The organism is Streptomyces sp. NPDC043867 (genome assembly GCF_056435845.1).
Genome location: NZ_JBWKDS010000020.1, coordinates 1 through 21070, shown reverse-complemented (window position 1 = coordinate 21070; position 21070 = coordinate 1). Strand labels below are relative to the sequence as shown.

The 21070-nt window shown below is 67.0% G+C and carries 18 protein-coding genes; 11 read left to right on the top strand and 7 right to left on the bottom strand.

Annotation, left to right across the window (positions count from 1 at the left end; genetic code table 11):
* Positions 1 to 43 precede the first annotated feature (43 nt).
* Together AC069T_RS20580 and AC069T_RS20575 are read right to left on the bottom strand one after the other, a co-directional pair.
* Positions 44 to 1069: an LLM class flavin-dependent oxidoreductase gene (locus AC069T_RS20580; RefSeq protein ID WP_478784120.1), complete on the bottom strand. Its 1026-nt coding sequence runs from the start codon at positions 1067 to 1069 to the stop codon at positions 44 to 46.
* A 27-nt stretch (positions 1070 to 1096) separates the two neighbouring features.
* The gene (locus tag AC069T_RS20575) at positions 1097 to 1609 is read right to left on the bottom strand and encodes a flavin reductase family protein (protein WP_478784119.1); all 513 of its coding nucleotides are present in this window, start codon (positions 1607 to 1609) and stop codon (positions 1097 to 1099) included.
* Positions 1610 to 1725: 116 nt separating this feature from the next.
* Between AC069T_RS20575 and AC069T_RS20570 the strand changes: the two genes are divergently transcribed.
* The 7 genes from AC069T_RS20570 (at position 1726) to AC069T_RS20540 (ending at position 7545) form a co-directional block, all read left to right on the top strand.
* Positions 1726 to 2733 carry an Ldh family oxidoreductase gene (locus AC069T_RS20570; protein ID WP_478784118.1) on the top strand — a complete coding sequence of 336 codons (1008 nt, stop codon included), beginning with the start codon at positions 1726 to 1728 and terminating at the stop codon, positions 2731 to 2733.
* Complete coding sequence (locus AC069T_RS20565) at positions 2730 to 3662, top strand: TIGR03620 family F420-dependent LLM class oxidoreductase (protein ID WP_478784117.1); 933 nt, start codon at positions 2730 to 2732, stop codon at positions 3660 to 3662. The genes AC069T_RS20570 and AC069T_RS20565 overlap by 4 nt, the downstream gene beginning before the upstream one ends.
* Before the next feature lie 10 nt (positions 3663 to 3672).
* A complete protein-coding gene (locus AC069T_RS20560) occupies positions 3673 to 4170 on the top strand; it encodes a MarR family winged helix-turn-helix transcriptional regulator (protein WP_478784116.1) in 498 nt (165 codons plus the stop codon).
* 143 nt (positions 4171 to 4313) lie between these two features.
* Positions 4314 to 4937 carry an acyl-CoA-like ligand-binding transcription factor gene (locus AC069T_RS20555; protein WP_478784115.1) on the top strand — a complete coding sequence of 208 codons (624 nt, stop codon included), beginning with the start codon at positions 4314 to 4316 and terminating at the stop codon, positions 4935 to 4937.
* A gap of 25 nt (positions 4938 to 4962) precedes the next feature.
* A complete protein-coding gene (locus AC069T_RS20550; protein WP_478784114.1) occupies positions 4963 to 5730 on the top strand; it encodes an SDR family NAD(P)-dependent oxidoreductase in 768 nt (255 codons plus the stop codon).
* 146 nt (positions 5731 to 5876) lie between these two features.
* Positions 5877 to 7169, top strand: a complete 1293-nt coding sequence (locus tag AC069T_RS20545) for a YhgE/Pip domain-containing protein (RefSeq protein WP_478784113.1) — start codon at positions 5877 to 5879, stop codon at positions 7167 to 7169.
* 64 nt (positions 7170 to 7233) lie between these two features.
* Positions 7234 to 7545: a YciI family protein gene (locus tag AC069T_RS20540; protein ID WP_478784112.1), complete on the top strand. Its 312-nt coding sequence runs from the start codon at positions 7234 to 7236 to the stop codon at positions 7543 to 7545.
* Between the two features lie 473 nt (positions 7546 to 8018).
* Here AC069T_RS20540 and AC069T_RS20535 read toward each other — a convergent pair whose 3' ends face one another.
* Both AC069T_RS20535 and AC069T_RS20530 read right to left on the bottom strand, forming a co-directional pair.
* Positions 8019 to 8609, bottom strand: a complete 591-nt coding sequence (locus tag AC069T_RS20535; protein ID WP_478784111.1) for a hypothetical protein — start codon at positions 8607 to 8609, stop codon at positions 8019 to 8021.
* 619 nt (positions 8610 to 9228) lie between these two features.
* Positions 9229 to 9933: a hypothetical protein gene (locus AC069T_RS20530; RefSeq protein WP_478784110.1), complete on the bottom strand. Its 705-nt coding sequence runs from the start codon at positions 9931 to 9933 to the stop codon at positions 9229 to 9231.
* Between the two features lie 114 nt (positions 9934 to 10047).
* Here AC069T_RS20530 and AC069T_RS20525 point away from each other — a divergent pair, with 114 nt between their 5' ends.
* Positions 10048 to 10698 (top strand): TetR/AcrR family transcriptional regulator, encoded by a 651-nt coding sequence (locus AC069T_RS20525; protein WP_478784109.1) that lies wholly within the window; start codon positions 10048 to 10050, stop codon positions 10696 to 10698.
* Positions 10699 to 10740: 42 nt separating this feature from the next.
* Here AC069T_RS20525 and AC069T_RS20520 read toward each other — a convergent pair whose 3' ends face one another.
* Both AC069T_RS20520 and AC069T_RS20515 read right to left on the bottom strand, forming a co-directional pair.
* Entirely contained in the window at positions 10741 to 11805 is a 1065-nt protein-coding gene (locus AC069T_RS20520) for a magnesium and cobalt transport protein CorA (protein WP_478784108.1), read from the bottom strand.
* Entirely contained in the window at positions 11802 to 12446 is a 645-nt protein-coding gene (locus AC069T_RS20515; protein ID WP_478784107.1) for a TetR/AcrR family transcriptional regulator, read from the bottom strand. Before AC069T_RS20515 ends, AC069T_RS20520 begins: the two co-directional genes overlap by 4 nt.
* 117 nt (positions 12447 to 12563) lie before the next feature.
* Here AC069T_RS20515 and AC069T_RS20510 point away from each other — a divergent pair, with 117 nt between their 5' ends.
* From AC069T_RS20510 to AC069T_RS20500, 3 genes are all read left to right on the top strand, one after another.
* Complete coding sequence (locus tag AC069T_RS20510) at positions 12564 to 14306, top strand: CocE/NonD family hydrolase (RefSeq protein ID WP_478784106.1); 1743 nt, start codon at positions 12564 to 12566, stop codon at positions 14304 to 14306.
* Between the two features lie 717 nt (positions 14307 to 15023).
* Positions 15024 to 17150, top strand: coding sequence for a SpoIIE family protein phosphatase (locus AC069T_RS20505; protein ID WP_478784105.1), 2127 nt, complete (start codon positions 15024 to 15026; stop codon positions 17148 to 17150).
* Between the two features lie 313 nt (positions 17151 to 17463).
* Positions 17464 to 18294: a TetR/AcrR family transcriptional regulator gene (locus AC069T_RS20500; RefSeq protein ID WP_478784104.1), complete on the top strand. Its 831-nt coding sequence runs from the start codon at positions 17464 to 17466 to the stop codon at positions 18292 to 18294.
* Between the two features lie 64 nt (positions 18295 to 18358).
* On the opposite strand, the gene AC069T_RS20495 is transcribed toward AC069T_RS20500, so the two are convergent.
* Positions 18359 to 19996, bottom strand: a complete 1638-nt coding sequence (locus tag AC069T_RS20495) for a sodium:solute symporter family transporter (RefSeq protein ID WP_478784103.1) — start codon at positions 19994 to 19996, stop codon at positions 18359 to 18361.
* Positions 19997 to 21070: the final 1074 nt, after the last annotated feature.

Below are 21070 nucleotides of genomic sequence, written 5' to 3'. Positions count from 1 at the left end.
AGCAGAGAGGAACGGGCTGCGGGGCCGGGGGCTGTCCGGCCCTTCACAGTTCGCGTTTGACGCGAGCGGCGAAGTCTTCCAGTGCGGGTTCCCAGATGCCGTAGACGCCACCGGTGAGCAGGAAGGCGTCGACGCCCACGTCGCGGTAGGCGGCCAGTGCGCGTAGGACGCGGTCGGGGGTGCCGACGAGGGCGGCGGAGTTGGCGAAGCCGCCGAGCAGGCCGACCAGTCCGGACCAGAAGCAGTCGTCGTGTATGTCGGTGCCGGTGTAGGCAAGCTGGCGTTCGCGGCCGGTGGAGGTGTCCGTGCTGGCGGAGCGGATGATCTGGCGGCTGCCGGTGGCTTCCTTGATGGTCTGTTCGGCCTCGTGGGCCTGGCGCCAGGCTTCCTCGTCGGTGTCGGCGACGAAGAGGCGCAGGGACAGGGAGAAGGAGGGCTTGCGGCCATGGGCGGCGGCGGCCTGGGTGACGCGTTCGATGCGTTCGCGGGTGCCTGCCAGTGGTTCTCCCCAGAGCATGTAGCGGTCGGCGTGCGTGGCGCCGAACTGCACGGCGTCGTCGCTGTCGCCGCCCATGAAGACGGGGATGTGGCCGCTGTCGGGACGCAGGTCGTGGCGGACGCGTTCGGCGTCGAAGTAGGTGCCGTGGTGGTCGAACGGCTCCTGTTCGCTCCAGGCCCGCTTCATCACGTCGAGGTATTCGATGGCCCGCTCGTAGCGGGCGGCTTTGGGCAGTCCGTCGCCTTCACGGCGCAGGTCCTTGTCGGCGCCGCCGACCACAATGTTCACCGCCAGGCGCCCTCCTGACAGGGCGTTGAGGGTGGAGAAGTACCGGGCCGCAGCGGTCGGTGCCATCACGCCGGGGCGGTGAGCGACGATCAGCGAGAGTCGTTGAGTGGAGGCGTAGACGAAGGGGGCGGTGACGTGGTTGTGCGGCCAGGTGGAGGAGTAGCCAACCAGGACCGCGTCCACCGCCTGGGAGGACTCGAAGGTATGGGCTCGGGCGACGAGGTCGGACAGCTGTGACTCACCGGGGTGGAGGGGGTTGTCAGTGGTGAAGATCTGCACCATGAGGCGCTCTCCTGATCTGGAAGGCGGTCAGACCGCGGCGGCGTCGAGGCGGCGGAACTGGCGCCGGTAGTACAGCAGCGGATTGTCGTTGCTCGGGGCATGCACGCTGCGGGGGCGGCCGATGACGATGTCGTGATCGCCGGCCGGCACCACGCGGTCCACGTCACAGGCCATCCAGCCCGCCGCCTCGCGGATGACCGGCAGGCCGTCGTTCTCCTCCCAGTCGAGCTGGGCGAGCTTGTCGTCGCTCTTCGAAGCGCACACTGCCGCCACGTGGTGCCGGGTGTGGTCGAGGAGGTGAACTGCAAAACGCTCGCTGCGGCGTACGACACCCAGCAGACGCGAGTCGATGCCCAGGGCGATCAGTACCAGCGGCGGGTCAAGGGAGAGGCTGCAGAATGCGCTGACCGTGGTGGCGTGCGGGCGTCCCGCCCACGAGGCGGTGACCACGGTTGCTGCGGCCGGAAGTCCCTGGAAGAAGTCACGGAACGCTTCGGGCAGGACGTCTGGAGGGTCGCCCACGACCTGATTCATCAGCATGCTGCCAATAAAGCAGCATGCTGAGAATCGCGTCAAGAGTGAGCCGTGCCACTGGCGAGATCGGCAGCGTGCTGTTCTAATGCCAGCATGCTGGTATCAAAGTGGGGTGTGGTGACGTGATCCTCTCTCTTGGCCAGGCAACGGCTCTGGCCCGTGCGGCCATGGTCGGCGTCGGCCACAGCGACGCAGAAGCGGCGGTCATCGCCGACCACCTGATCGACTGTGAGCTGCGTGGTCTGGGGTTCGGCGGGCTCTCCCGCGCGGTCTCCGTCATCGAGCGCATCCAGGCCACCGCCACCGCGCGCCAAGAGCTGCGCATCGAGCGCGAGAGCGCGGTATCGGCGGCGATCGACGGCGGCGACCAGGTCGGCTACCTCGTCGCCCAGCGGGCCACCGACCTGGCGATCACCAAGGCCCGCGCAGGTGGTCTGGCGGTGGTTGGAGCTCGCAACACCTGGTACACAGGAATGTTCTCGTACTACTTGGAGCAGGTGACTGAAGCCGGCTTCATCGGCATGGCCGCCGGCAGCGGCGCCCATATCGTCGCCCCGCATGGGGGCACCGAAGCGCGGTTTGGGACCAACCCGCTCGCATTCGGATTCCCTACCACCGGTACGCCGGTGATCTGGGACATCGGCACGTCCAGCGTGATGCTGGGTGAAGTGCTGCTTCGCCATCGCGAGGGTCGCCTCCTCGACCCTGAAACGGCCTTCGATCCCAACGGGCACCCCACTCAGGATCCGGTCGCCGCACTGTTCGGCGGCGCGTTCACCGTCTGGGGCGGCCACAAGGGATCCGGCCTGGCTCTGGTGGTGCAGCTGCTGGGCATGGCCTGCGGAGCCGCCACGGCGCCACAAGGAGTGGCGGACTGCGGCTTCATGCTGGTTGTCATGGATCCAGGCCTGCTGACCGACGCCGACGACTTCCGTCACAGGGCGGCTCGGTATGCCGACCACGTCCGCGCCACCCGACCCACCGATGAGGGCAGGCCGGTGCGAGTCCCTTTCGACCGCTCCGCCGCTGAGCGCGGCCGCCGCCGCCGTGACGGCACCGTGGAGGTCTCCGATGACACCTACGCGGCGTTGATCAAGGTGGCCGCACCGCTTTTGGGAAGGCACTCGTGAACAGTCCGAGACATCCGGCGCGAGCCATCAGCGAACGCATCAACCACTTCGGCGTGTGGTGGGGTTCGTTCGACCAGACTCCTGCGGACCAAGTACGGTCGGCCGCCGCCCAGGTTGAGGAGCTGGGTTACGGCGCGATATGGATTGGTGAATCTCCCGGCGGCCGCGAAGCGTTCACCCATGCTGGACTTTTGCTGGCGGCCACGCGCCGCATCACGGTGGCCACCGGCATCGCCAACATCTGGCTGCGTGACCCCTCGGCCATGCATGCGGCCGCCGTCACCCTCGCCGACGCCTACCCTTACCGCTACCTCCTGGGCATCGGAGCCAGCCACGCTGCAGCCCTGGAACTCATTGGGCGCCCCTACGGCAAACCCCTGTCCGCGATGCGCACGTACCTCAAGTCCATGGCCGAGACATGGCATGCCGGCCCGCAGCTCGACGAACCCGTCCCCGTAGTCCTGGGTGCGCTGCGCTCGCGCATGCAGGAACTCGCCCGTGACGAGAGCGTGGGCATGCACTCGTTCTTCGTCACCCCTGAACACACCGCTGCAGCCCGCCAGACTCTCGGCCCCGACCCTCTGCTCGCTCCCGAACAGGCCGTGCTCATCGAGTCCGACCCAACGGCCGCCCGACGCAAGGCCCGCCGCCACGTCCAGTCACGGCTGGGGCTGACCCACTACGTCAACCACCTGCGCGCGCTCGGCTTCACTGACGCCGACGTGGCCGGTGAGGGCAGCGACCGCCTGGTGGATTCCCTGGTCGCTTGGGGTGACGTCGAAACCGTCACCGCGCGCCTTCGCGCCCATATTGATGCCGGCGCCGATCACGTCGCCATTCACCCTCTCGGCAACCGCGCCGACCCTGGAGGTCTGCGCCAACTACGAGAACTAGCTCCGACGCTCCTTGCGCCCACGCCGATCTTTTAGGGTGGAGCCCATGCCCGACAGCTCTCGCGCAACAGCCACTCCCGCCAGTGCCGCAGCTGCGGGCCATCTGGACAGCACCAGCCTGCTGATGGACGCCGTCTTCCGGCTGGAGCGGGCAGTGGTCCGGCTCCAGAACCAGCGCCTGCGAGCTTGGAACATGACCCTGTCCGGATACGCGGCCCTACGGGTCCTGGCCGACCGTCCCGAACTCTCCCTGGCCCAGCTGGCCCGACGTTGCCACGTGCGGCCGCAAACCATGGCCCGAATCGTCACCAATCTGGAAGAGCGTGGGCTGATCGCCCGCAGCCCGCATCCGGAGAGCGAACGGGCGATCTCCCTCATGCTCACCCCTGAGGGTCAGACCGCCCTCAGCGGGATGACCAGGGAGATCAGCAAGATCAGTACCGATCTGAGCGACATCCTCACCGGCGAGCGAGCGGACGAGCTCAACGAGACCCTCCGCGCCTGCGCATCGACCCTCGAAACCCGGCTTCGCCACCTGTCCTGACCGGGAATCCGCCCCAGCCCCCTTTACACCGTCCGCCTCGCCGCCTCGCCACCATCGGGTGACGAGGCGGGCTCATGACACCCTCCTCCTTTTGTCCCTCCGGGACAATTGTCTCGGCGGGACAAAAATGCTAGCGTGAGGGCATGGTCAACGAGATCCCCGGCGGCGGCCGCCGGATGCGCAAAGCGCAGCGCACACGCGAATCCATGTCCCAGGCCGCACTCGAACTCGTGCTGCAACACGGCCTGGAAGCGGTGGCGGTCGAAGACATCACCGAGCTCACCGACGTCTCCCGCCGTACCTTCAGCCGCTATTTCGGCTCCAAGGAAGAGGCGGTCCTAGACGGCCTGCGAGCCGATTTCGAGCGCATCAACGACGCGCTCGACAGCCGTCCCCCGTCCGAAACGCCGGTGCAGGCCTACCGGGAAGCCGTCCGAGAGTGGCTGCGCGACGAGACCGAGCCGGCCTGGCACCGCCGGCCCGGAGTGCGCTCGCTGCTCAGGCTCATAGCCGATGAGCCCACACTGACCGCCGTCTTCCGCCGCCTGAGCGTGGAGGCGGAGGAGCGGTCCATCGCCGTCATCTCCAAACGCCTGGGCCTCGATCCCGACCGGAACATGCGCCCCTCCGCCGCTGCCGGCATTGGCGTGGCCGCGTTGTTCACCGCCACCCGAGCCTGGGTCCACAGCACCGACCACGACCTACCCGAACTGGTCGAGTGCGCGTTCACCGCTGTCCTCGACGAGCTGCACCACGGCCAGGACTGACCTTCCAGCAAACAAGGAACCACACATGAGCACCACCGACTACACCAAGGAATTCGCCCGCAAGACCGCTTTCATCACCGGCGGCGCTTCCGGTATCGGCCTGGCCGTCGCCCGCCGTCTGGCAGCAGGTGGCGCATCCCTGGCCATCGCCGACTTCAATACGGAAGGCGCCGAGAAGGCCGCCGCCGAGTTCGAGGCCCAGGGCACCCGTGCCATCGCAGTCCGCGTGGACGTCACCGACGAGCGGTCCGTACACGAGGCCATCGCGCGCACGGTCGAGGAACTAGGCTCCCTGCAACTCGCGGTCAACAACGCCGGCATCAGTGGACCCACCGCGCCGACCGGCGACTACCCCATCGACGGATGGCGCCGCGTCCTCGCAACCAACCTCGACGGCGTCTTCTACTCCATGCGGCACGAGATCCCTGCCATGCTCGCCGCGGGCGGCGGAGCGATCGTCAACATGACCTCGATCCTTGGCACCAACGGGTTCGCGGGCTCTGCCGCCTACGCCAGCGCCAAGCACGGTGTCGTGGGTCTAACAAAGACGGCTGCCCTGGAGTACGCCGCGCACGGCGTACGGATCAATGCCGCCGGTCCCGGCTTCATCGACACCCCGCTGCTCGATGCCGCCGAGCCCGAGCAGAAGCAGGCCCTGATCGCCCTGCATCCGGCTGGGCGCCTGGGCCGTCCCGAAGAGGTGGCCGAACTGACCGCCTTCCTCCTGTCCGACCGCGCCTCCTACATCCACGGGAGCTACCACCTGGTCGACGGTGCCTACGCGGCACGCTGACCTTGTACCTCCCTCGCGCGAGCCAGACCAGCAGCTGAGGCAGCGAGCCCGCAGGCGAACCACGTCGACACCCTGTGCGGCGCGGCATCCCGGTGGCGGGCAATACCCGGTACTCACCCAGCGCTGCGTCACAACACAGGAGCACCATGTCCTCCCAGCATCACCACCATGGCCAGGCCCGGATCTCCCAGATGCTGCGCAACCCCCGGATCTGGATATCACCTACGGTCATCATCGCCACGGTGGCCCTGCTGCTGCCTTTGCTGTACATGGGCGGCATCCTCAACCCCCGCGCAGACCTCCGCCACCTTCCTGTCGGCGTGGTCAATGCCGACCAAGGAGCAAGGATCGGCGGGCACGAACAGAACCTGGGCGCAGAAATTGCCTCCGCCGTCACCAGCGCCCCTGACCCCGACGAAAAGATCGCCTGGCATCAGCTGACGGAAGAAGACGCGCGAGCGCAGCTGGCCTCGGGCAAGCTATACAGCGTCCTGCTGATCCCACGCGACTTCACCGCATCAGTCACCGCACTGGGTGACACCGGGACCTCAACGCCCCACCGCCCCGGCATGACGGTCCTCACCAACCCCGGCGCCGGCAGCATGGCCTCCTCGCTCGCCACGACCACGGCCCAGCAGGCAGCCGCCCGCGCATCACTCAAGCTCGGCAAAACACTCACGGCGGCAACCCCCGCCAGCCACACACGGGCGGGCAACGCCGCGCTCCTGCTCATCGCAGATCCCATCGCTGTGAAGACCCAGCCGGGCCACCCCATCGGGGAACGCTCAGGGCTTGGACTCAGCGCCTTCTACTACACCCTGCTCCTCATCCTCACCGGCTTCCTCGGCGCGAACATCATCAGCAACGGTGTGGACACCACGCTGGGTTACGCCGACACCGAGATTGGGCCCTGGCACACCCGCAGGCCCGCAGTGCCCATGAGCCGACTGCGGATCTTCGCTCTCAAGAGCGCAATGTCCACTGCCTTGGCGGCGCTGACCTCGGCTCTGGTCCTGTTCGCTACCACGGCGGTGCTCGACATGGACGCCTCCCACCTGCCGATGCTCTACGCCTTCTCCTTCTGCGCCACAGCAGCTGTCGCGCTCGGCGTCCAGGCCGTCAACGCCGCCTTCGGGGGACTGGGACAGCTGGTGAGCATGTTCATCTTCTTCGTCTTGGCCCTGCCCTCCTCGGGCGCCACGGTCCCCCTGGAGGCCCTCCCCTCCTTCTACCGCTTCCTGTCCCACTTCGAGCCCATGCGCCAGCTCAGCGACGGCGTCCGCTCAATCCTCTACTTCGACGCCCAGGCCGACGCCGGACTCGCCCGCGGCTGGACGATGATCGCGACAGGAAGCGCCCTGGCCTTGGCCGTCGGCGTGGCCGTGACCTTCCTCTACGACCGCAAGGGACTTCACCGCCTCGCCTTCCACACCCAGTGACCAACGGGTGGCAACCGCCGCCAAATCCGTTCAGCCGCACACAAAACGAATGAGACCAACCACCATGGCTTTCTACGTCGTCACCTATACCCATCCCGACGAGGAGAAATGGCAGCAGCATGTCGCCGCCCACGTCGACTACCTGCTCGCCCTTCTGGAGAACGGCACCCTCAAAGCGTCGGGCCCCTTCATCGGAACGCCCGTCAAGACAGCAATGCTGATCCTCAAAGCGTCCAGCCGGGAAGAGGCCGAGGGGGTGCTCGCCCAGGACCCCTTCATGAGCGAAGGGCTGGTCACCGAGTACACCGTCACCGAGTGGGATCCCATCTTCGGGACCTACCATGATGAATCGTCATATGCCGGCCACCAGTTGTAGGTTGCAGCCGTAACGTCGATCACGATCCCCCGAGAACCGGCAGCCCTGGCCACCGGCCGGCGGCCAGGCAAACCCATATGCAGGAGGAGCCGCCATGCTGACGCAGCGACGACCAAGTCCGTCATCCCAAAGCCAGACTCAGCGTCCGTGCCGTGCACCACGGGGCCGGTAGCGAGCCAACCACCGCAGGTTCGCCATCAGCACCGGAGGGGGCTCCCCGGCGTGCACAAACTCGCAGCCTATCGCCGGACAGGCCCGCTCGATCGCGGCGCAACTTTCCGCGGTCCGTTCGCCGACTTGGCCCTCGGCCAGCGGGACGGTGTCGTCGACGGACGACACTCGCGCGATGGCGATCAGCTTCTAGCGGTTGCGGCGGGCGTGCGCGCATTGGCGGCAAGAAAGCAGCCGAAGCCTCGCCGGTCGCGTCTGTAGTAGCCCGCCAGTGGGAAGCGAGTGCTACCGATACCGCGCTGTCATGGGGTGACGGTTTCGGATTGCGAGGGGGCAACAGCGCTGTGGTGGGAGGTGGCGACGATCTTAGAGCGGTGCGCCGGGGTGCGCTTGCCGCGTCGGTCGGCGATGAGGGTGAGAGCGCATCCGAATACGGCCCAGATCGTCAGGACCAGGGCGGGGAAGCCGGCGTCTGTCCCGTCGAAGAAGGCGTTTGCACGCAGGAGACTGCCAGAGGCGCCCGGGGGCAGCAGCTGGCCGATGGTGGCCCATCCGCCAGGAAGCCAGTGCGGTCCGGTGGCCAGGCCTGAGAGGGGGTTGCCGAGCAGCATCATGAGGGCGCTGCCGAGGCCGAAGCCTGCGATGCCGAGCAGTGCCTGCAGGCCGAGTAGGGTCGTGGACAGCGCGGTCATGCCGAGGATGACACCGAGGGTAGTCAGTCCGTAGTTGCCGTCGATCGAGTGCGTGCCGAATTGAAGGACGGCGGTGATGGCGGCGCCCGCCACGATGGAGAACTGCGCGGCTCCTGCCAGACGGATCCGCAGCCCACGATGGCCGGGGAAGGCGCTGCCGAGTATGAGGGCGGGGAAGATCCCACCGAAGATCATGGGCATGAGCGCTGCGGTCAGTCCGGCACCTCGAGGGTCGTCCTCGGTGAACGGCACCAGGTCGTGGACGGTGGCCTGCGCCTTGTTCTGAGCGGCAACGCCGTCGCCCAGCGAGGTGAGGGCGCTGGTGGCTGAGGGGCCACCAGCGGTGGCGGTATAGGTGTCGACGCCGTGAGAGAAGTGACCGCGATACCACCTGAGATGTCGCCCTTTTTGACGGCGGACTCGATGGCGTCGGACGTCTTGTAGAGGCGGACCTCCCACTCGGGACCGTCGAGGTTCTTCTGGAGGGCGTCTACCGCCTGTGGAGAACCGGTGACGCCCACGGGCACGTGGTGGGGGCCGCTATTGAGTGAGGGCAGCGCGAAAGCGCACAGCATCGTGGTTATGAGGGCCGCCAGGCCGAGGACGACGAGGGTCAGTTTGCGTCCCGTACGCGGTTGGCTGGAGTGCTGAGTCACGAAGATCCTTTGGTGTTTGATGCCGCACGGGTGAAGAGGCTCGGCTGGGCTGAGGAGGCGGATGCCCGGCGCCGAAAGCCGGGGCCGCCGTAGCGGCCCTTCACCCGGCGCCGTGCCCGCATCGCCGCCGAACTGACGAAGTCAGCCGGCGGCGATGTCTGCCGTCACTGCTGAGGTGCGGCTGCCGCAGCGGCGATGATCCAGTTCCTGAACTCGACGGCGTAGTGGCGCAGGTGGTGCTCCACAACCTCGTCCGGGCAGGTGACGGGGAAGTAGACCGTCAGGTTCGCGGTGCATCCGTCCGTGGTGTCGCCGAACTGGACCAGTGCCCGCCCGACAACGGTGCCGTCGGCCAGGAAGAGGTTCGAGGAGATCTTGTGCGGAAATTCCGCCTCCGGGAGCAGCTCGTCGGCGTCTGCGGCCCAGGCCATCGCGTCGGTTCCCCAGCCGCCCATGTAGAAGGAACAGACGTAGGGGCCGAGGTTCTCCACGACGTTGAACGAGCCGTTGGCTTCGGGAGCCATCACGTAGTGCTCGGGGTGGCCGGCGAGGAGGGCGTCCTCGTTGCCGGCGAAGGCCCTGTCCATCCAGGCAAGGAATTCGCCCGAGGTCAGGCCCTGCGCCGCGAGTACGGTCGTGGCGGCCTTGAAGCTCCCCTCGGAGGCATGGGCGCTCCTTCGCAGGAAGGCGTTGCCCTCCTCGATGTCGTCGGCCAGCAGGTCGAGCAGGCCTTGGCGTCCCAGCTTCGTGCGGAAGCGGTGAAGGGCGCGGCGCGCGTAGAACAGCTCGAAGTCGTCGATGCTGCCGGGGCCGGTGGGACCAGAGACGAGTGTGACGGTTACGGGCGGCGAGGTCTGATCGGCGGTCATGCCCACTCTCCAAAATATGCGAATGTGAGTTCACGTTCGCTTTTTAGAGTAGGCAGAGGAGTGCGTCCCTTGTCAAAAGATCCTGTCGACAGCATCGTCGCTAGCATGCGCGTCATGACTGATGAGCCGGTTCGCCCAGCCCGCTACCGGGAGCCCAGGCAGGCGCGCAGTGCCGCGACACTGGCGCGCATCCTTGTGGCGGCCGAGGAGATCGCCTCCTCAGTCGGCCTGGAGGAGATGACGATGACCGGCGTAGCGAAAGCCGCCGGTGTCTCGGTCGGCACGATCTACCGCCGCTTCGAGGACAAGGAGCAGCTGATCACCGCTCTGACGGAGCGGATGCTGGAGCGGCGTGAGGAGTACGTGGCCGACCAGCTGGCCAAGGCCGAGCCGTCACTCGCCGGCGTGATGGATGCCTATGCGCATTCCCTGCTGCAGTCCTTCGCCGACAGCAGCAACCTCTTCCCCGAGTTGCTCCGCGCGCGGGCGGGTGCTGGAGGGGAGCGTGGGGCACGGACCATCGCCGAGATCCACCGCCGCCTCCTTGCGGCGGCGATCCCTCACGCCCGCGAGATCCGGCGCTCCGACCCGGAAGCGGCCCTGGACGTGGTGGCCCGCGCCGTGCTCGGAGCCTGCTTCCACAACTCCGTGCGCCCCGATCCCGTCGCAGGTGTGTCGGCTCAGCGGCAGTACGCCGACGAGCTCAGTGACATGGCGATGGCCTACCTTCTCGCCCCCGACCCTCGGCGACCCATCGACGGCTGAGCCGGCCGGCGTCACAGGACTCCGCGGCCGGCTCGGGGTCGCTCAGAGCCAGCGACGCCATTTGAAGACGCCCCACAGCCCGATACCGAAGCCGGCCATGAGCATGACGGCCAACGGGTAGCCCCAGGTCCAGTGCAGCTCCGGCATGTGGTCGAAGTTCATGCCGTAGATCGAGGCGACCAAAGTGGGGGTGAACAAGATCGCTGCCCACGACGAGATCTTCTTCACCTGCTCGCCCTGTTCGATGGTCTCCTCCGCGAGGCGACGGCTCTCCTCGCCCTGGGCAAGGCTTGCACTCGACATACGCCGCATGGCCTCGTTCTGCTCCATCGTCACCAGCGTGGAGTGAACGGTCAGGGCGTTCTCAAGCAGGGCCCGGGATCCGTCGACGCGTTCCGTCACGCGGATGGTGTGGTCAAGGACGTTGCGCAGCCGGTTTTGCACCTCGTCGCCGGTGCCGTACCGGCCGGCGCCCCGCAGTAGTCCTTGGACCATGTCGGGGAGGGGGTCGATCGCGCGCTGGAGTGTGATGACCTGGGCGAGCAGTTTGTAGATCCGTTCCGACAGCGACGGGTCGACGCCGCTCGCGCCGAACAGGCTGTCCTCGACCTCGTCGATGTCGTTCACCAGCCCGGCGACGACGGGGGCGTAGCCGTCGACGATGACGTCGAGGAATGCCGTGAGCATGGCTTCCGGGCCCGTGCTGAGGAACTCCGGCTCGGCTTCGAGCGCGTCGCGGGCCACGGACAGGTCGACGGCGCTGTGCCGGACGGTGATGACGAACTGAGGGCCGACGAACAGGTGAACCTCACCGATGTCCACGTGCTCGTTCCGGTCGTCGTAGGAGGCGGGTCGCAGCACGACGAAGACCGTGTCGCCGTACCGCTCCAGCTTCGCTCGCTGATGCCCCTTGTACGCGTCTTCGAGGGCCAGTGGGTGCAGGCCGAACCGGACCGCGGCGGTCTCCAGGTCCTTCGGGCCGGGATCCATCAGCCCGATCCAGGCGACGCCCCCTGACTGCTCCAGGCGGTCGGCGGCGTCCTGAAGATCGGGCGGGCAGACGGTGCGGCGCCCTTCCACGTAGATGCGGCCGTCAATTGCCGTCATCGGCCCAACCCCTCGTCGTCGGTGGCCGGCGGCGTGGGGGCCAGCACGCTCTGCACGGCAGGCCCGACGAGCGCGATGAGTGTCTCGCGTTCCGCCTCGGTGAGCACCGGGACACCCACGACGTCACGTCCCACCACGAGCCCGACCAGCATCGAAGACACAATTCCTGCCCGGAGGGTGGCGTTGTCGACGGTGCGCGACGAGAGGGCGTCGACGAGGAGCCGTTCCTGGAGGAACTCGCGCAGCTGCCCATTCGCCTGATCGTTGACGATGGCTCCCCGGAGCATCGCCATGAGCGGTTCGGAGCTCCTGGCATCTTCTTCCCACACCTCGAGGAAGGCGCGGACTACACGCTCGCCCAGGTGGTCGTCCGTCCCCTGAAAAGCGGCGCTGAACCGCTCCAGGGCATCCGCGGGAATGGCCATCACGGCGGCGAACAGTTCGCCCTTGGACCGGAAGAACTGCATCACCAGCGCCGCATCGACGCCGGCGTCGGCCGCAACCCGCCGGATGGTGGTCGCTGTGAACCCGTCGGCTGCGAACCGGGCGCGGGCCGCGGTGAGTATCGCCTGGCGGGTCGTGTTCGTCCCCGGTCGGCGTCCACGGCGCGTGGGAGAAGCCGGATTCGTGTGCGCGGTCATGCCCTGAAACTACCTCCCGGGTCGAATATCAACCGCTGTTGATTTAAAGGATTCACAGTCGTACGCTCGCCTTGTTTGCAGAGCGCGTCCGCAGACGGAGAGAGCAAGGAGCTCACCATGAGTGACGTCCAGAAGGTGTTCATGCCGTCTCGCCCCCTGGAGCCCGGCGCCAGGTACGGAGTCCTCAGCGACTTCGAGCCCGCGACCCGGACACTGGAGGCGGGCTTCCAGATCGCTCCGCCGTTCAAGCCGCTGCCCGTCGACATCGTGCTGGACAAGGACGTACCCGTTACGCTGCGTGACGGCGTCACGATCTACGTCGACGTTTTCCGTCCCGCCGGGGAAGAGCGGGTGCCGGTCATCGTGGCATGGAGCCCGTACGGCAAAGGCCAGGGCACGTCCGCCAGCGTCATGGGCGTGTTCAACCTGGTCGGCCTGGACAACGGCATCGTGTCCGGACTCTCAAAGTTCGAAGGCCCAGACCCCGCCTACTGGTGTGCTCAGGGGTACGCCATCTGCAACCCGGACATCCGGGGTGTGGCCAACTGTGAAGGCGACAGCGTCCTGTGGGACCGGCAGGAGGGCCGGGACTGCCATGACCTGATCGAATGGCTGGGCGTCCAGGAGTGGTGCACGGGCAAGGTCGCCATGAGCGGCACGTCCTACCTCGCCGTCTCCCAGTGGTTCACCGCGGCCGAACAGCCGCCCCACCTGGCGGCGATCAACCCGTGGGAAGGCGTGAGCGACGTCTACCGCGACCTGGTGCTGCGCGGCGGCATGCCTGATCACGGGTTCGCCCAGCAGCTGCGGGACTACAGCTTCTGGGGCAAGGGCCGCAAGGAAGACATCATCGCGGAAGCCGACCGCTATCCGCTGATGAACGACCTGTGGGAGAACAAGATCCCCCAGTTCGACAAGATCAACGTGCCCGCGTACGTGGTCGCGAGCTACTCCAACACGCTCCACACAGCCGGCACCTTCCGCGCCTGGCGCCGGATCGCGTCCGAGGACAAGTGGCTGCGCATCCACAACACCCAGGAGTGGCCCGACTACTACGACGAGGCCAACGTCGAGGACCTGCGCCGCTTCTTCGACCACTTCCTCAAGGGCGAGGACAACGGATGGGAGCAGACGCCCCGCGTGCGCTACTCCCTCCTCGACCTCCAGGGCGGCGACCAGGTCAACATCCCCGCGGACCAGTTCCCGCCGGCAGACGTCACACCGGTGAAGTACTACCTCGACGGCCGCTCCCGGACCCTGGGCACGGCAGCGCCCACCGACGGGGCGACGGCCGACTACACCATCGGTTCCAACCCGGACGAGGTGTCGTTCGTGACGCGCTTCGAAAAGGAGACCGTGCTCGTCGGGTACCCGAAAGCGCACCTGTGGGTCGAAGCGGACGGCGCGAACGACATGGACCTGTTCCTCCTCGTCCAGAAACTCGACGTGTACGGCACGCCCTTGCAGCAGTTCACCGTGCCCAACCAGAGCGCGCGGGTCCACGACGTCACTGAACGCGGCGGCTCGATCCTGCGGTACAAGGGAACGGACGGACGTCTGCGCGTCTCGCTGCGCCACTTGGACGACAAGCTCTCGACCGAGGACATCCCGGTCCACACCTTCGACCGCGCCGAGAAGCTCTCCTGCGGCGAGGTCGTCGACGTTGAGATCGACCTGCTCCCCATCGGGCTTACGTTCTACCCCGGCGAGCAGTTGCGCCTCGTCATCAGCGGCCGGTCACTGCTGGGTACGATGATGCCCGGAATCCGCGAGTACACCCCCGCCAACAGCGGACAGCACATCATCCACACCGGTGGCGAGCGCGCCTCGCACCTGCTGCTCCCCGTCAAGCAGGCGTGAACCCGGTGGCCCGCCCCTGGGCGCGGGGCGGGCCGAAGCCGCGCGGCGCTTCATCTGCCCCTCCGCAGGGGTGGTGCAGACATCCGGATCTGGATCGGATCCACAAACGGCTCGCCGCCGCGCAGCTCACCCCACACTGGCGCCCGCAGGGCCTCGTGGACCCGCTCTCCACTTGAGTGGGCAAGCGGTCCGCCACCCGAGCCGGCCGTGCTGCCGTCGCACGCTGGCCCTCACGCTTTCCTTCAACACCGGGAGGTTCGGCACCCGTCGCGGACAGCTGACCGTATCGATGAGACAGCTGGGAGCCGGGCCGACGAAAGCTGCGCTCGAACACCCTCACGGAACCACAGCCAAGCAAAACGGACTATTCAAGCATTTCGGCGTTCATACTGGTGCAAAGGGGATGCCGGGCGGGGCGCGTCTAACGGTGGTGAAGTGGATGAACTCCTCTGGCAGTCATGAAGCCGGTAGGCCCTCCCTCTTCGGAGAGGTGGCCACTGCCCTGATCAACGCCGACGGTGTCGTGCTGCGGTGGTCGCGCCCAGCTGCCGAACTTGCGGGGCGTAGTGGCGCGGAGGTCTGCGGCAGGTCCGTGACGCAACTGCTCGCGAAGCCGACGGACCCAGGCGGGGCCGTGGGGCCGTGGGGCCGTGCACTGGTCACTTCCCCAGCTCGGGTCGCACCGTGCTGCGACACGGATCCGGAACCACGGTTCCGGTGGCCTTCCACATTGTGGACCTCGAGGACTCCACCGACGTCCTCATCATGGCGGCCCCTATTGAGCGCACGGCCGATTGGGAGCAGGGAACCGCCCTCCTACATGCACTGTATGCACAGGACAAGATCGGAGTGCTCATCCAGGACTTGGGGCTGACCATCGTACGGAGCAACATCACGGCCGATCTCTTTGAAGGCCCGACCTTCCCGGTGGGCTCCCGCCTCGACCAAGCACTGTCCGCGCGGCATGGAGAGAAGGCGGACGCCGCCATGCGGCAAGTCATCGAGACAGGTGTCCCCCTGGTCGCACGGGAAGAGCGGGTACGGTCGTCCACAGAACCCGCCCAGCAGTGGTCGTTGTCTGCGACGTCTGTCCGGCTGGACGATGCTCAGGGGCGCGCCATGGGCGTGGCCACCTTTCTCACCGATGCTACGGAGCACTGGGAAGCGCGCCGCAGGCAGGAGCTGAGACAGCTGGCCTCCCAGAACACCGGCCGCTCCCTCGATGTCGTACGCACCGCCCAGGATCTTGCGGATATCCTCGTGCCGGCCTTCGGTGACCTGGCCTGGGTAAATCTTGCAGAAGCCGTACTCCAGGGAGACGAGCCTGCCAAAGGCTTCGGCGGGCAGGATCCGCATGTGCGCCGGGTAGCCGTGGCCTCGGCGTCCGGCTCCTGGCCACAAGCACTGGTCCAGGTCGGAGAAGCGGTCCCTGCGCTGCTCGATGCCCCTTTCATCCGGGATCTGGAAGCGGGCAAGGCTGCGATCCTCGACCGGCGCGCCGTCATCGCTCGGCACCGCGAGGCGAACCTTGCCCCGCAGACGGTCCCCGAAGACGGTCACTCCTTCGCCGTGGCTCCGTTGCACGCCCGTGGCCTGCTCCTGGGCGTCGTCGCGGTTTGGCGCACCGAACAGCAGGAACCGTTCAGTGCGGAGGACGCCGAACTACTCACCGGTATCGCCTCACATGCGGCAGTGAGCGTAGACAACGCCCGCCGCTATACCCGGGAGCACCGCACGGCTGTCAAATTGCAACAACGCCTGCTGCCCCGCACCCGCACGGTCACCACCACAGTGGAGAGCAGGGGAAGCTACCTGCCGGCCGGAGGGGGCGCGGAAATCGGCGGTGACTGGTACGACGTCATCCCTCTGCCCTCGCTTCGGACCGCCTTCGTCGTCGGTGACGTCACAGGGCACGGCCTGCACGCCACCGCCACCATGGGCAGGCTGCGCAGCGCCGTGCAAACCCTTGCCGACCTGGAGTTGACGCCCGACGAGCTGCTGACGCACCTGGACGGCCTGGTCACCCGCCTCGCCGCCGAGGCCGAACCCGAGCACCGCGACACAGTGGGAGCCACCTGTCTTGTCGCGGTCCACGACCCGATTGCCGGGCAGTGCACGCTGGCCACCGCAGGCCATCCGCAGCCCATCGTCGTCGGAACAGACGGTTCTGCCACCCCGGTGCCGCTTTCACCCGGCCCGCCCTTGGGCGTCGGCGGGCTGCCCTTTGAGACCACCACCATCGACCTTCCCCCCGGCAGCGTGCTTGCCCTCTTTACCGACGGTCTGCTCGAACGGTGCGGACCGGACGTGGACACAGCCGCCCAGTACCTTGCCGGCCGCCTCGCCGAGCTGGACTGCCCTGCCCAGCCCCTGGAGGCGCTGAGCTTCGGACTTCTCGCCGGAGTCGCCGAACCGCCGCCGCGGGACGACATCGCCCTGCTCCTTGCTCGCATCCATGCGCTGAAGCCAGGGGCCACGGCTCACTGGATGTTCCCAGCCGATCCGGCAGCGGTTGCCGATGCCCGGAGCGCAACCGCCCGCCAACTCGCCGCCTGGGGACTGGAGGAAGCCGCCTTTACCACCGAGCTCATTGTCAGCGAACTCGTCACCAACGCCATCCGCTATGCGGGCGGCCCCGTCGGCCTGCGACTGATCTACGACGTCGGGCTCATCTGCGAGGTGACCGACCCGAGCAACACCCAGCCAAGGTTGCGCCGAGCACGCAGCACCGACGAGGGAGGACGAGGTCTCTTTCTCATCGCGCAGCTCAGCAGCCGGTGGGGCAGTCGCTACGGCCACTCAGGAAAGACGATCTGGGCCGAGCAGTCACTCCCGGCTCACTGACCGGCGGGGCGAAAACACGTTCCCTTCTCGTCCAGCCAGAGACCGGGGCATGCCGTTCGCAACGGTCACACGGGTGCGTGCCGCGTCTCGCACGCTGCTGCGGCGAAATTAGGAGACACCTGCAAGGAGGCGGCATTGCCGCCGAGGCGGCCGGCCGGCGAGCACCTGCGGACGTCCTTTCGGGCGGCGTGGAGCGAAGCGGGATCGCGGCCTTGCCGGGACGGCCCGCCAGCAGGATTCGGCACAGCAGGGCCCGACGGGACGCCTTCCACGAGCCTGGACCGGATTTCGAGTAGACAGTAACTTGAAGCCTATGCCAGATGCCAGCAAAGTGTCACCGGCTCTTGTGCCGCAGGAAATTCTCGAAGCCACTGTGCGGGCCGCGGAGGAACGCAGCGTGCCGGTAGCGGATGTGTCTCTGCGCGACATTGCCAAAGCGGCCGGTATGTCCCGCAGCACACTGCTGCGTCGGCTCGGCGGCACGCGGCAGGCCCTGAACGACGCTCTGCGAGCCGCCGGTGTTGAACCGGGGGGAAGGCCGCCGGTGAGGGAACGTGCCATCGAGGCCGCGGCCGACATCATCAGCAAGCAGGGCTTGGGGACACTGACCTTCGAACGGGTCGCGAGCACGGCTGAGTGCTCCGTGCCGAGCCTTTATGTGACCTTCGGCGGCCGCGACGAACTCATGCGCGCCGTGTTCGACCGGTACAGCCCCATTCTCGATGTCGAAGCCCTCCTGGCCGGGCCGCGTGGCGACTTGCAGGACATGGTTCGCCGGTTCCACCGGTTGCTGGCCGACGCTTTGGAGAGAGAGCCGCGCGTTCTGCCTGCCCTCCTCGCAGAGGTCTTTGCCCGTCCTGGTGACAAGAACGTCCAGAGTGTGTTCCAAAGCGTCACCCCTCGGATGCTGGCCGGACTTGGGACATGGCTCACGGAAGAAGTCGCCGCCGGCCGTATTCGTGACCTGCCACCGCTTCTGCTCGTGCAGCAGATGACCAGCCCGATCCTCCTGCACTTTCTCTTGCGTCCCGTCACGAGCCAAGTGGCTTCGGCCGACCTGCCGACGAGGGAGGAAACCCTCCAAACGTTCACGCAAGCCTTCCTGCGAGCCGTTTCTGTGCCCGCCCCTGAGAGGGAGAGTTGACTCCGCCTTGGAACGGGCGTGTGCCCAGTGCGGGGCCGGGCATACGCCGCCCCAGGCTGAGAACTTATGCCTCCCCCGGCTCTCGGGATGTGGCAGCGGAGCCGGTCAGAGCGCGTTCTGCAATTTGGCTGAAGTCGCGTCGGGCTGCCGAGGTCCGGGATGCTGTTGCCCTGCTCGCCGCCCATCCAAGGAGGAAACCTACGGGGATAGACACCAGGCCCGTCGTTTCCAAGGGAAACCAGGCGAAGTTGGTGTCGGGAAAGGTGGAAGCTGCTCGTCCTGACACGGCCGGCCCGAATACTTGGAGCACCACGCAGCAGCTGAGCCCCCCATAAACACTCCAGAGCATGCCGAGGCGCGTGTAACCCGACCAGAAGAGACCAAAGACGAGTGTGGGCAAGATGGCAGCGGCTGCGGACGCAACGGCGAAGTGGGCGAGGAAGGCAATGTTCTTCCCCTGCAGGCCGACCGCGATCATGACAGCCAGCGCCCCGATGACCGCGCTGAACCACCGCATTGCCCGGATCTCGGCGGCCATCGACCATTCTCGTCCGACCGTATAAGCGCAGATGTCGTGTGCGAGCGCGGCTCCTGACGAGAGAGTCAGGGAGGCCACGACCGTGAGACTGGTCAGGAAGACCATGGACACCGTCAGAGCAAGGATTGCGCCTCCTCCCGATCCGTCGGCGGCCAGCTGCAGGGCGAGAAGCGGAACGGTGGCCATACCCTCCGGGTCGGCAGCCACGATGTTCTTGGCCCCCACGATCGCCGTCGCGCCCAGCCCGAGGATGATCGTCAGTCCGAAGAAGACGGCGACCAGGCCCACGGTGTATCTGACGGTGCGGCGTGCCGAAGCGCCCCGATCGGAGGCTTTGAGCCGCATCAGCATATGAGGGGCTACCGCGGATCCGAGTGTCACGGTGATGTATGTGGAGAGCCGAGACAGAGCCCCCGCGGGCCCGTCACCGTTGAGCAGGCCGCCTTCGTAGAACTGCGCGGGGTCGGCGCTGTTGCGGGATGCCGCGTCGAGAAGGCGGTTCGGGTCCCAGCCGAAAACGTCCAGGACCTGACCGGCGAGCAGTGACATGGCGAGAAGCAAAAGGACTGTCTTGATCACTTGCAGAACCGTGTTGCCCCTCATCCCACTGAGGGACGCGGCGCAGATCATGATCACGCCGATGAAGGCGGTGCAGATACGCGCCGCCGAACCGATGTCGGACAGACCCAGGAGATAGGAGACCGCCGCGCCGGCCACCACCAGCTGCACCACCGTCAGCGGGAGGCAGAAGCAGAACGTCGCTACTGTGCCTGCGACGCGTGCCGCAGCACCGGGGAACCGCGCACTCCATGTGGCACCGAGCGTGAACCCACCGATGTTGTGCAGGGGATGCGCGAGCAACAGGAGCACTCCCACGGCTGCGACGCCGCAGGCAGCCAGGGCCATGCCGTCGTACCCGGCCAATGCTATTGAGCCTGTGACGGTCAACAAGGTGATGACCGTGATGTAGTCCCCTGCCAGGGCGAGGGCGTTGCCCACTGGCCGGAGAGATCTGCCGGCCACGTAGACGTCCGTGGTGCCCTCAGAGTCCGCTCCGTACATCAGGTAAAGAAGGACGGAGAGACAGACGACCAGGAGGAAGGCCACCAGCGGTGCGGCGCCCAACGCCTGGGCAGCCTGGAACTGTTCGGCTATGTGCGTCATCGTCCACTCGCTCCGCTCGCGGAGGACGATGCAGCGCCCCGCCCCTCGTTCCATGCCTTGTACGCTCGGCCCTGGGCTCGGTCCAGACGTATCGAGGATGCGAGCACAAGACAGCTCTGCAGCGCGATGATCATGATGCTGACCGTCAGTTCACCCACGACGGCCGCGCCCATCGGCACCCGAGCGAGCGTGGGAGCCCCAACGGCTACTGCCCAGCCGAAGGCGTTGACGGTGATGAAGCGCCGACGTGAATGTCCGATGGCCGCCCGCAGTTGTACGAGGCCGGGATCGTCCCGCTCCGGTGGGAGTGATGAGGCGAAGGGCGGTCTCGCCTTGGAGGACGAAAACCTGAGAGGTTCCACGATGTCTCCTGATCACGTTCAGGGAAGTGTCTGCCGGTAGCTGGCCCGGCTGGAAGCAAGGGGAAAGGGCGCCCTGCGGAAGGGTGATTGACAACAGCGGATCTGGCACGCGTGGACTGCGCGGTGCCGCCGCGACAGGCGCACACAGGCATCGGCACAGAGACGGTTCACGCCTGAGGAGGGGCCGCGCCGGGGGTCAGCATGGCGGTACTGAGCGTCAGTGCCAAGAGCTGCGCAACAGCACGTAACGCTCTCGTTACACGACCGGTGGCGGCATCCGCGCGCTCCGCACCCCGTCTGACCTGCAAATACTCTTCAATGAGCTTCTAACTCTGGACCGAAACTCGACTACAGGATAGATTTACCGAAGTACCAAGTGCAGGGAAGTGCTGGGCGCCATGGCCCAGGCGGCGGCAGACAACTTCCTCCGCACCGCGGGCCGTCGACCGAGCGATGGCAGGTGTGACCGCGTGGCATGCGGGGCGAGACCTCGCGGCGCACCAACAACCGCGGTCACTGCCTGGCGCGGCAAGCCCCCGAAGATGAATGAGAGCAGATATGCCTGCATCACAGGACGGTGGAGCAGCCAATGGCGGTGCGTCGGTTGCCGCTTTGGCGAAGGAAGAGCGCAGGTTCGCGCCGCCCGCCGACCTGGCCGCGAACGCCAATGTCACCGCGGAGGCGTATGAGCAGGCCAAGGCTGACAGGCTCG

Bases quoted from the DNA above. Each gene is read 5' to 3' on its own strand.
- AC069T_RS20580 (WP_478784120.1), bottom strand. From the start codon at position 1,069: ATGGTGCAGATCTTCACCACTGACAACCCCCTCCACCCCGGTGAGTCA.
- AC069T_RS20575 (WP_478784119.1), bottom strand. From the start codon at position 1,609: ATGCTGATGAATCAGGTCGTGGGCGACCCTCCAGACGTCCTGCCCGAA.
- AC069T_RS20560 (WP_478784116.1), top strand. From the start codon at position 3,673: ATGCCCGACAGCTCTCGCGCAACAGCCACTCCCGCCAGTGCCGCAGCT.
- AC069T_RS20555 (WP_478784115.1), top strand. From the start codon at position 4,314: ATGGTCAACGAGATCCCCGGCGGCGGCCGCCGGATGCGCAAAGCGCAG.
- AC069T_RS20550 (WP_478784114.1), top strand. From the start codon at position 4,963: ATGAGCACCACCGACTACACCAAGGAATTCGCCCGCAAGACCGCTTTC.
- AC069T_RS20545 (WP_478784113.1), top strand. From the start codon at position 5,877: ATGTCCTCCCAGCATCACCACCATGGCCAGGCCCGGATCTCCCAGATG.
- AC069T_RS20540 (WP_478784112.1), top strand. From the start codon at position 7,234: ATGGCTTTCTACGTCGTCACCTATACCCATCCCGACGAGGAGAAATGG.
- AC069T_RS20535 (WP_478784111.1), bottom strand. From the start codon at position 8,609: ATGCCCATGATCTTCGGTGGGATCTTCCCCGCCCTCATACTCGGCAGC.
- AC069T_RS20530 (WP_478784110.1), bottom strand. From the start codon at position 9,933: ATGACCGCCGATCAGACCTCGCCGCCCGTAACCGTCACACTCGTCTCT.
- AC069T_RS20525 (WP_478784109.1), top strand. From the start codon at position 10,048: ATGACTGATGAGCCGGTTCGCCCAGCCCGCTACCGGGAGCCCAGGCAG.
- AC069T_RS20520 (WP_478784108.1), bottom strand. From the start codon at position 11,805: ATGACGGCAATTGACGGCCGCATCTACGTGGAAGGGCGCCGCACCGTC.
- AC069T_RS20515 (WP_478784107.1), bottom strand. From the start codon at position 12,446: ATGACCGCGCACACGAATCCGGCTTCTCCCACGCGCCGTGGACGCCGA.
- AC069T_RS20510 (WP_478784106.1), top strand. From the start codon at position 12,564: ATGAGTGACGTCCAGAAGGTGTTCATGCCGTCTCGCCCCCTGGAGCCC.
- AC069T_RS20500 (WP_478784104.1), top strand. From the start codon at position 17,464: ATGCCAGATGCCAGCAAAGTGTCACCGGCTCTTGTGCCGCAGGAAATT.
- AC069T_RS20495 (WP_478784103.1), bottom strand. From the start codon at position 19,996: ATGACGCACATAGCCGAACAGTTCCAGGCTGCCCAGGCGTTGGGCGCC.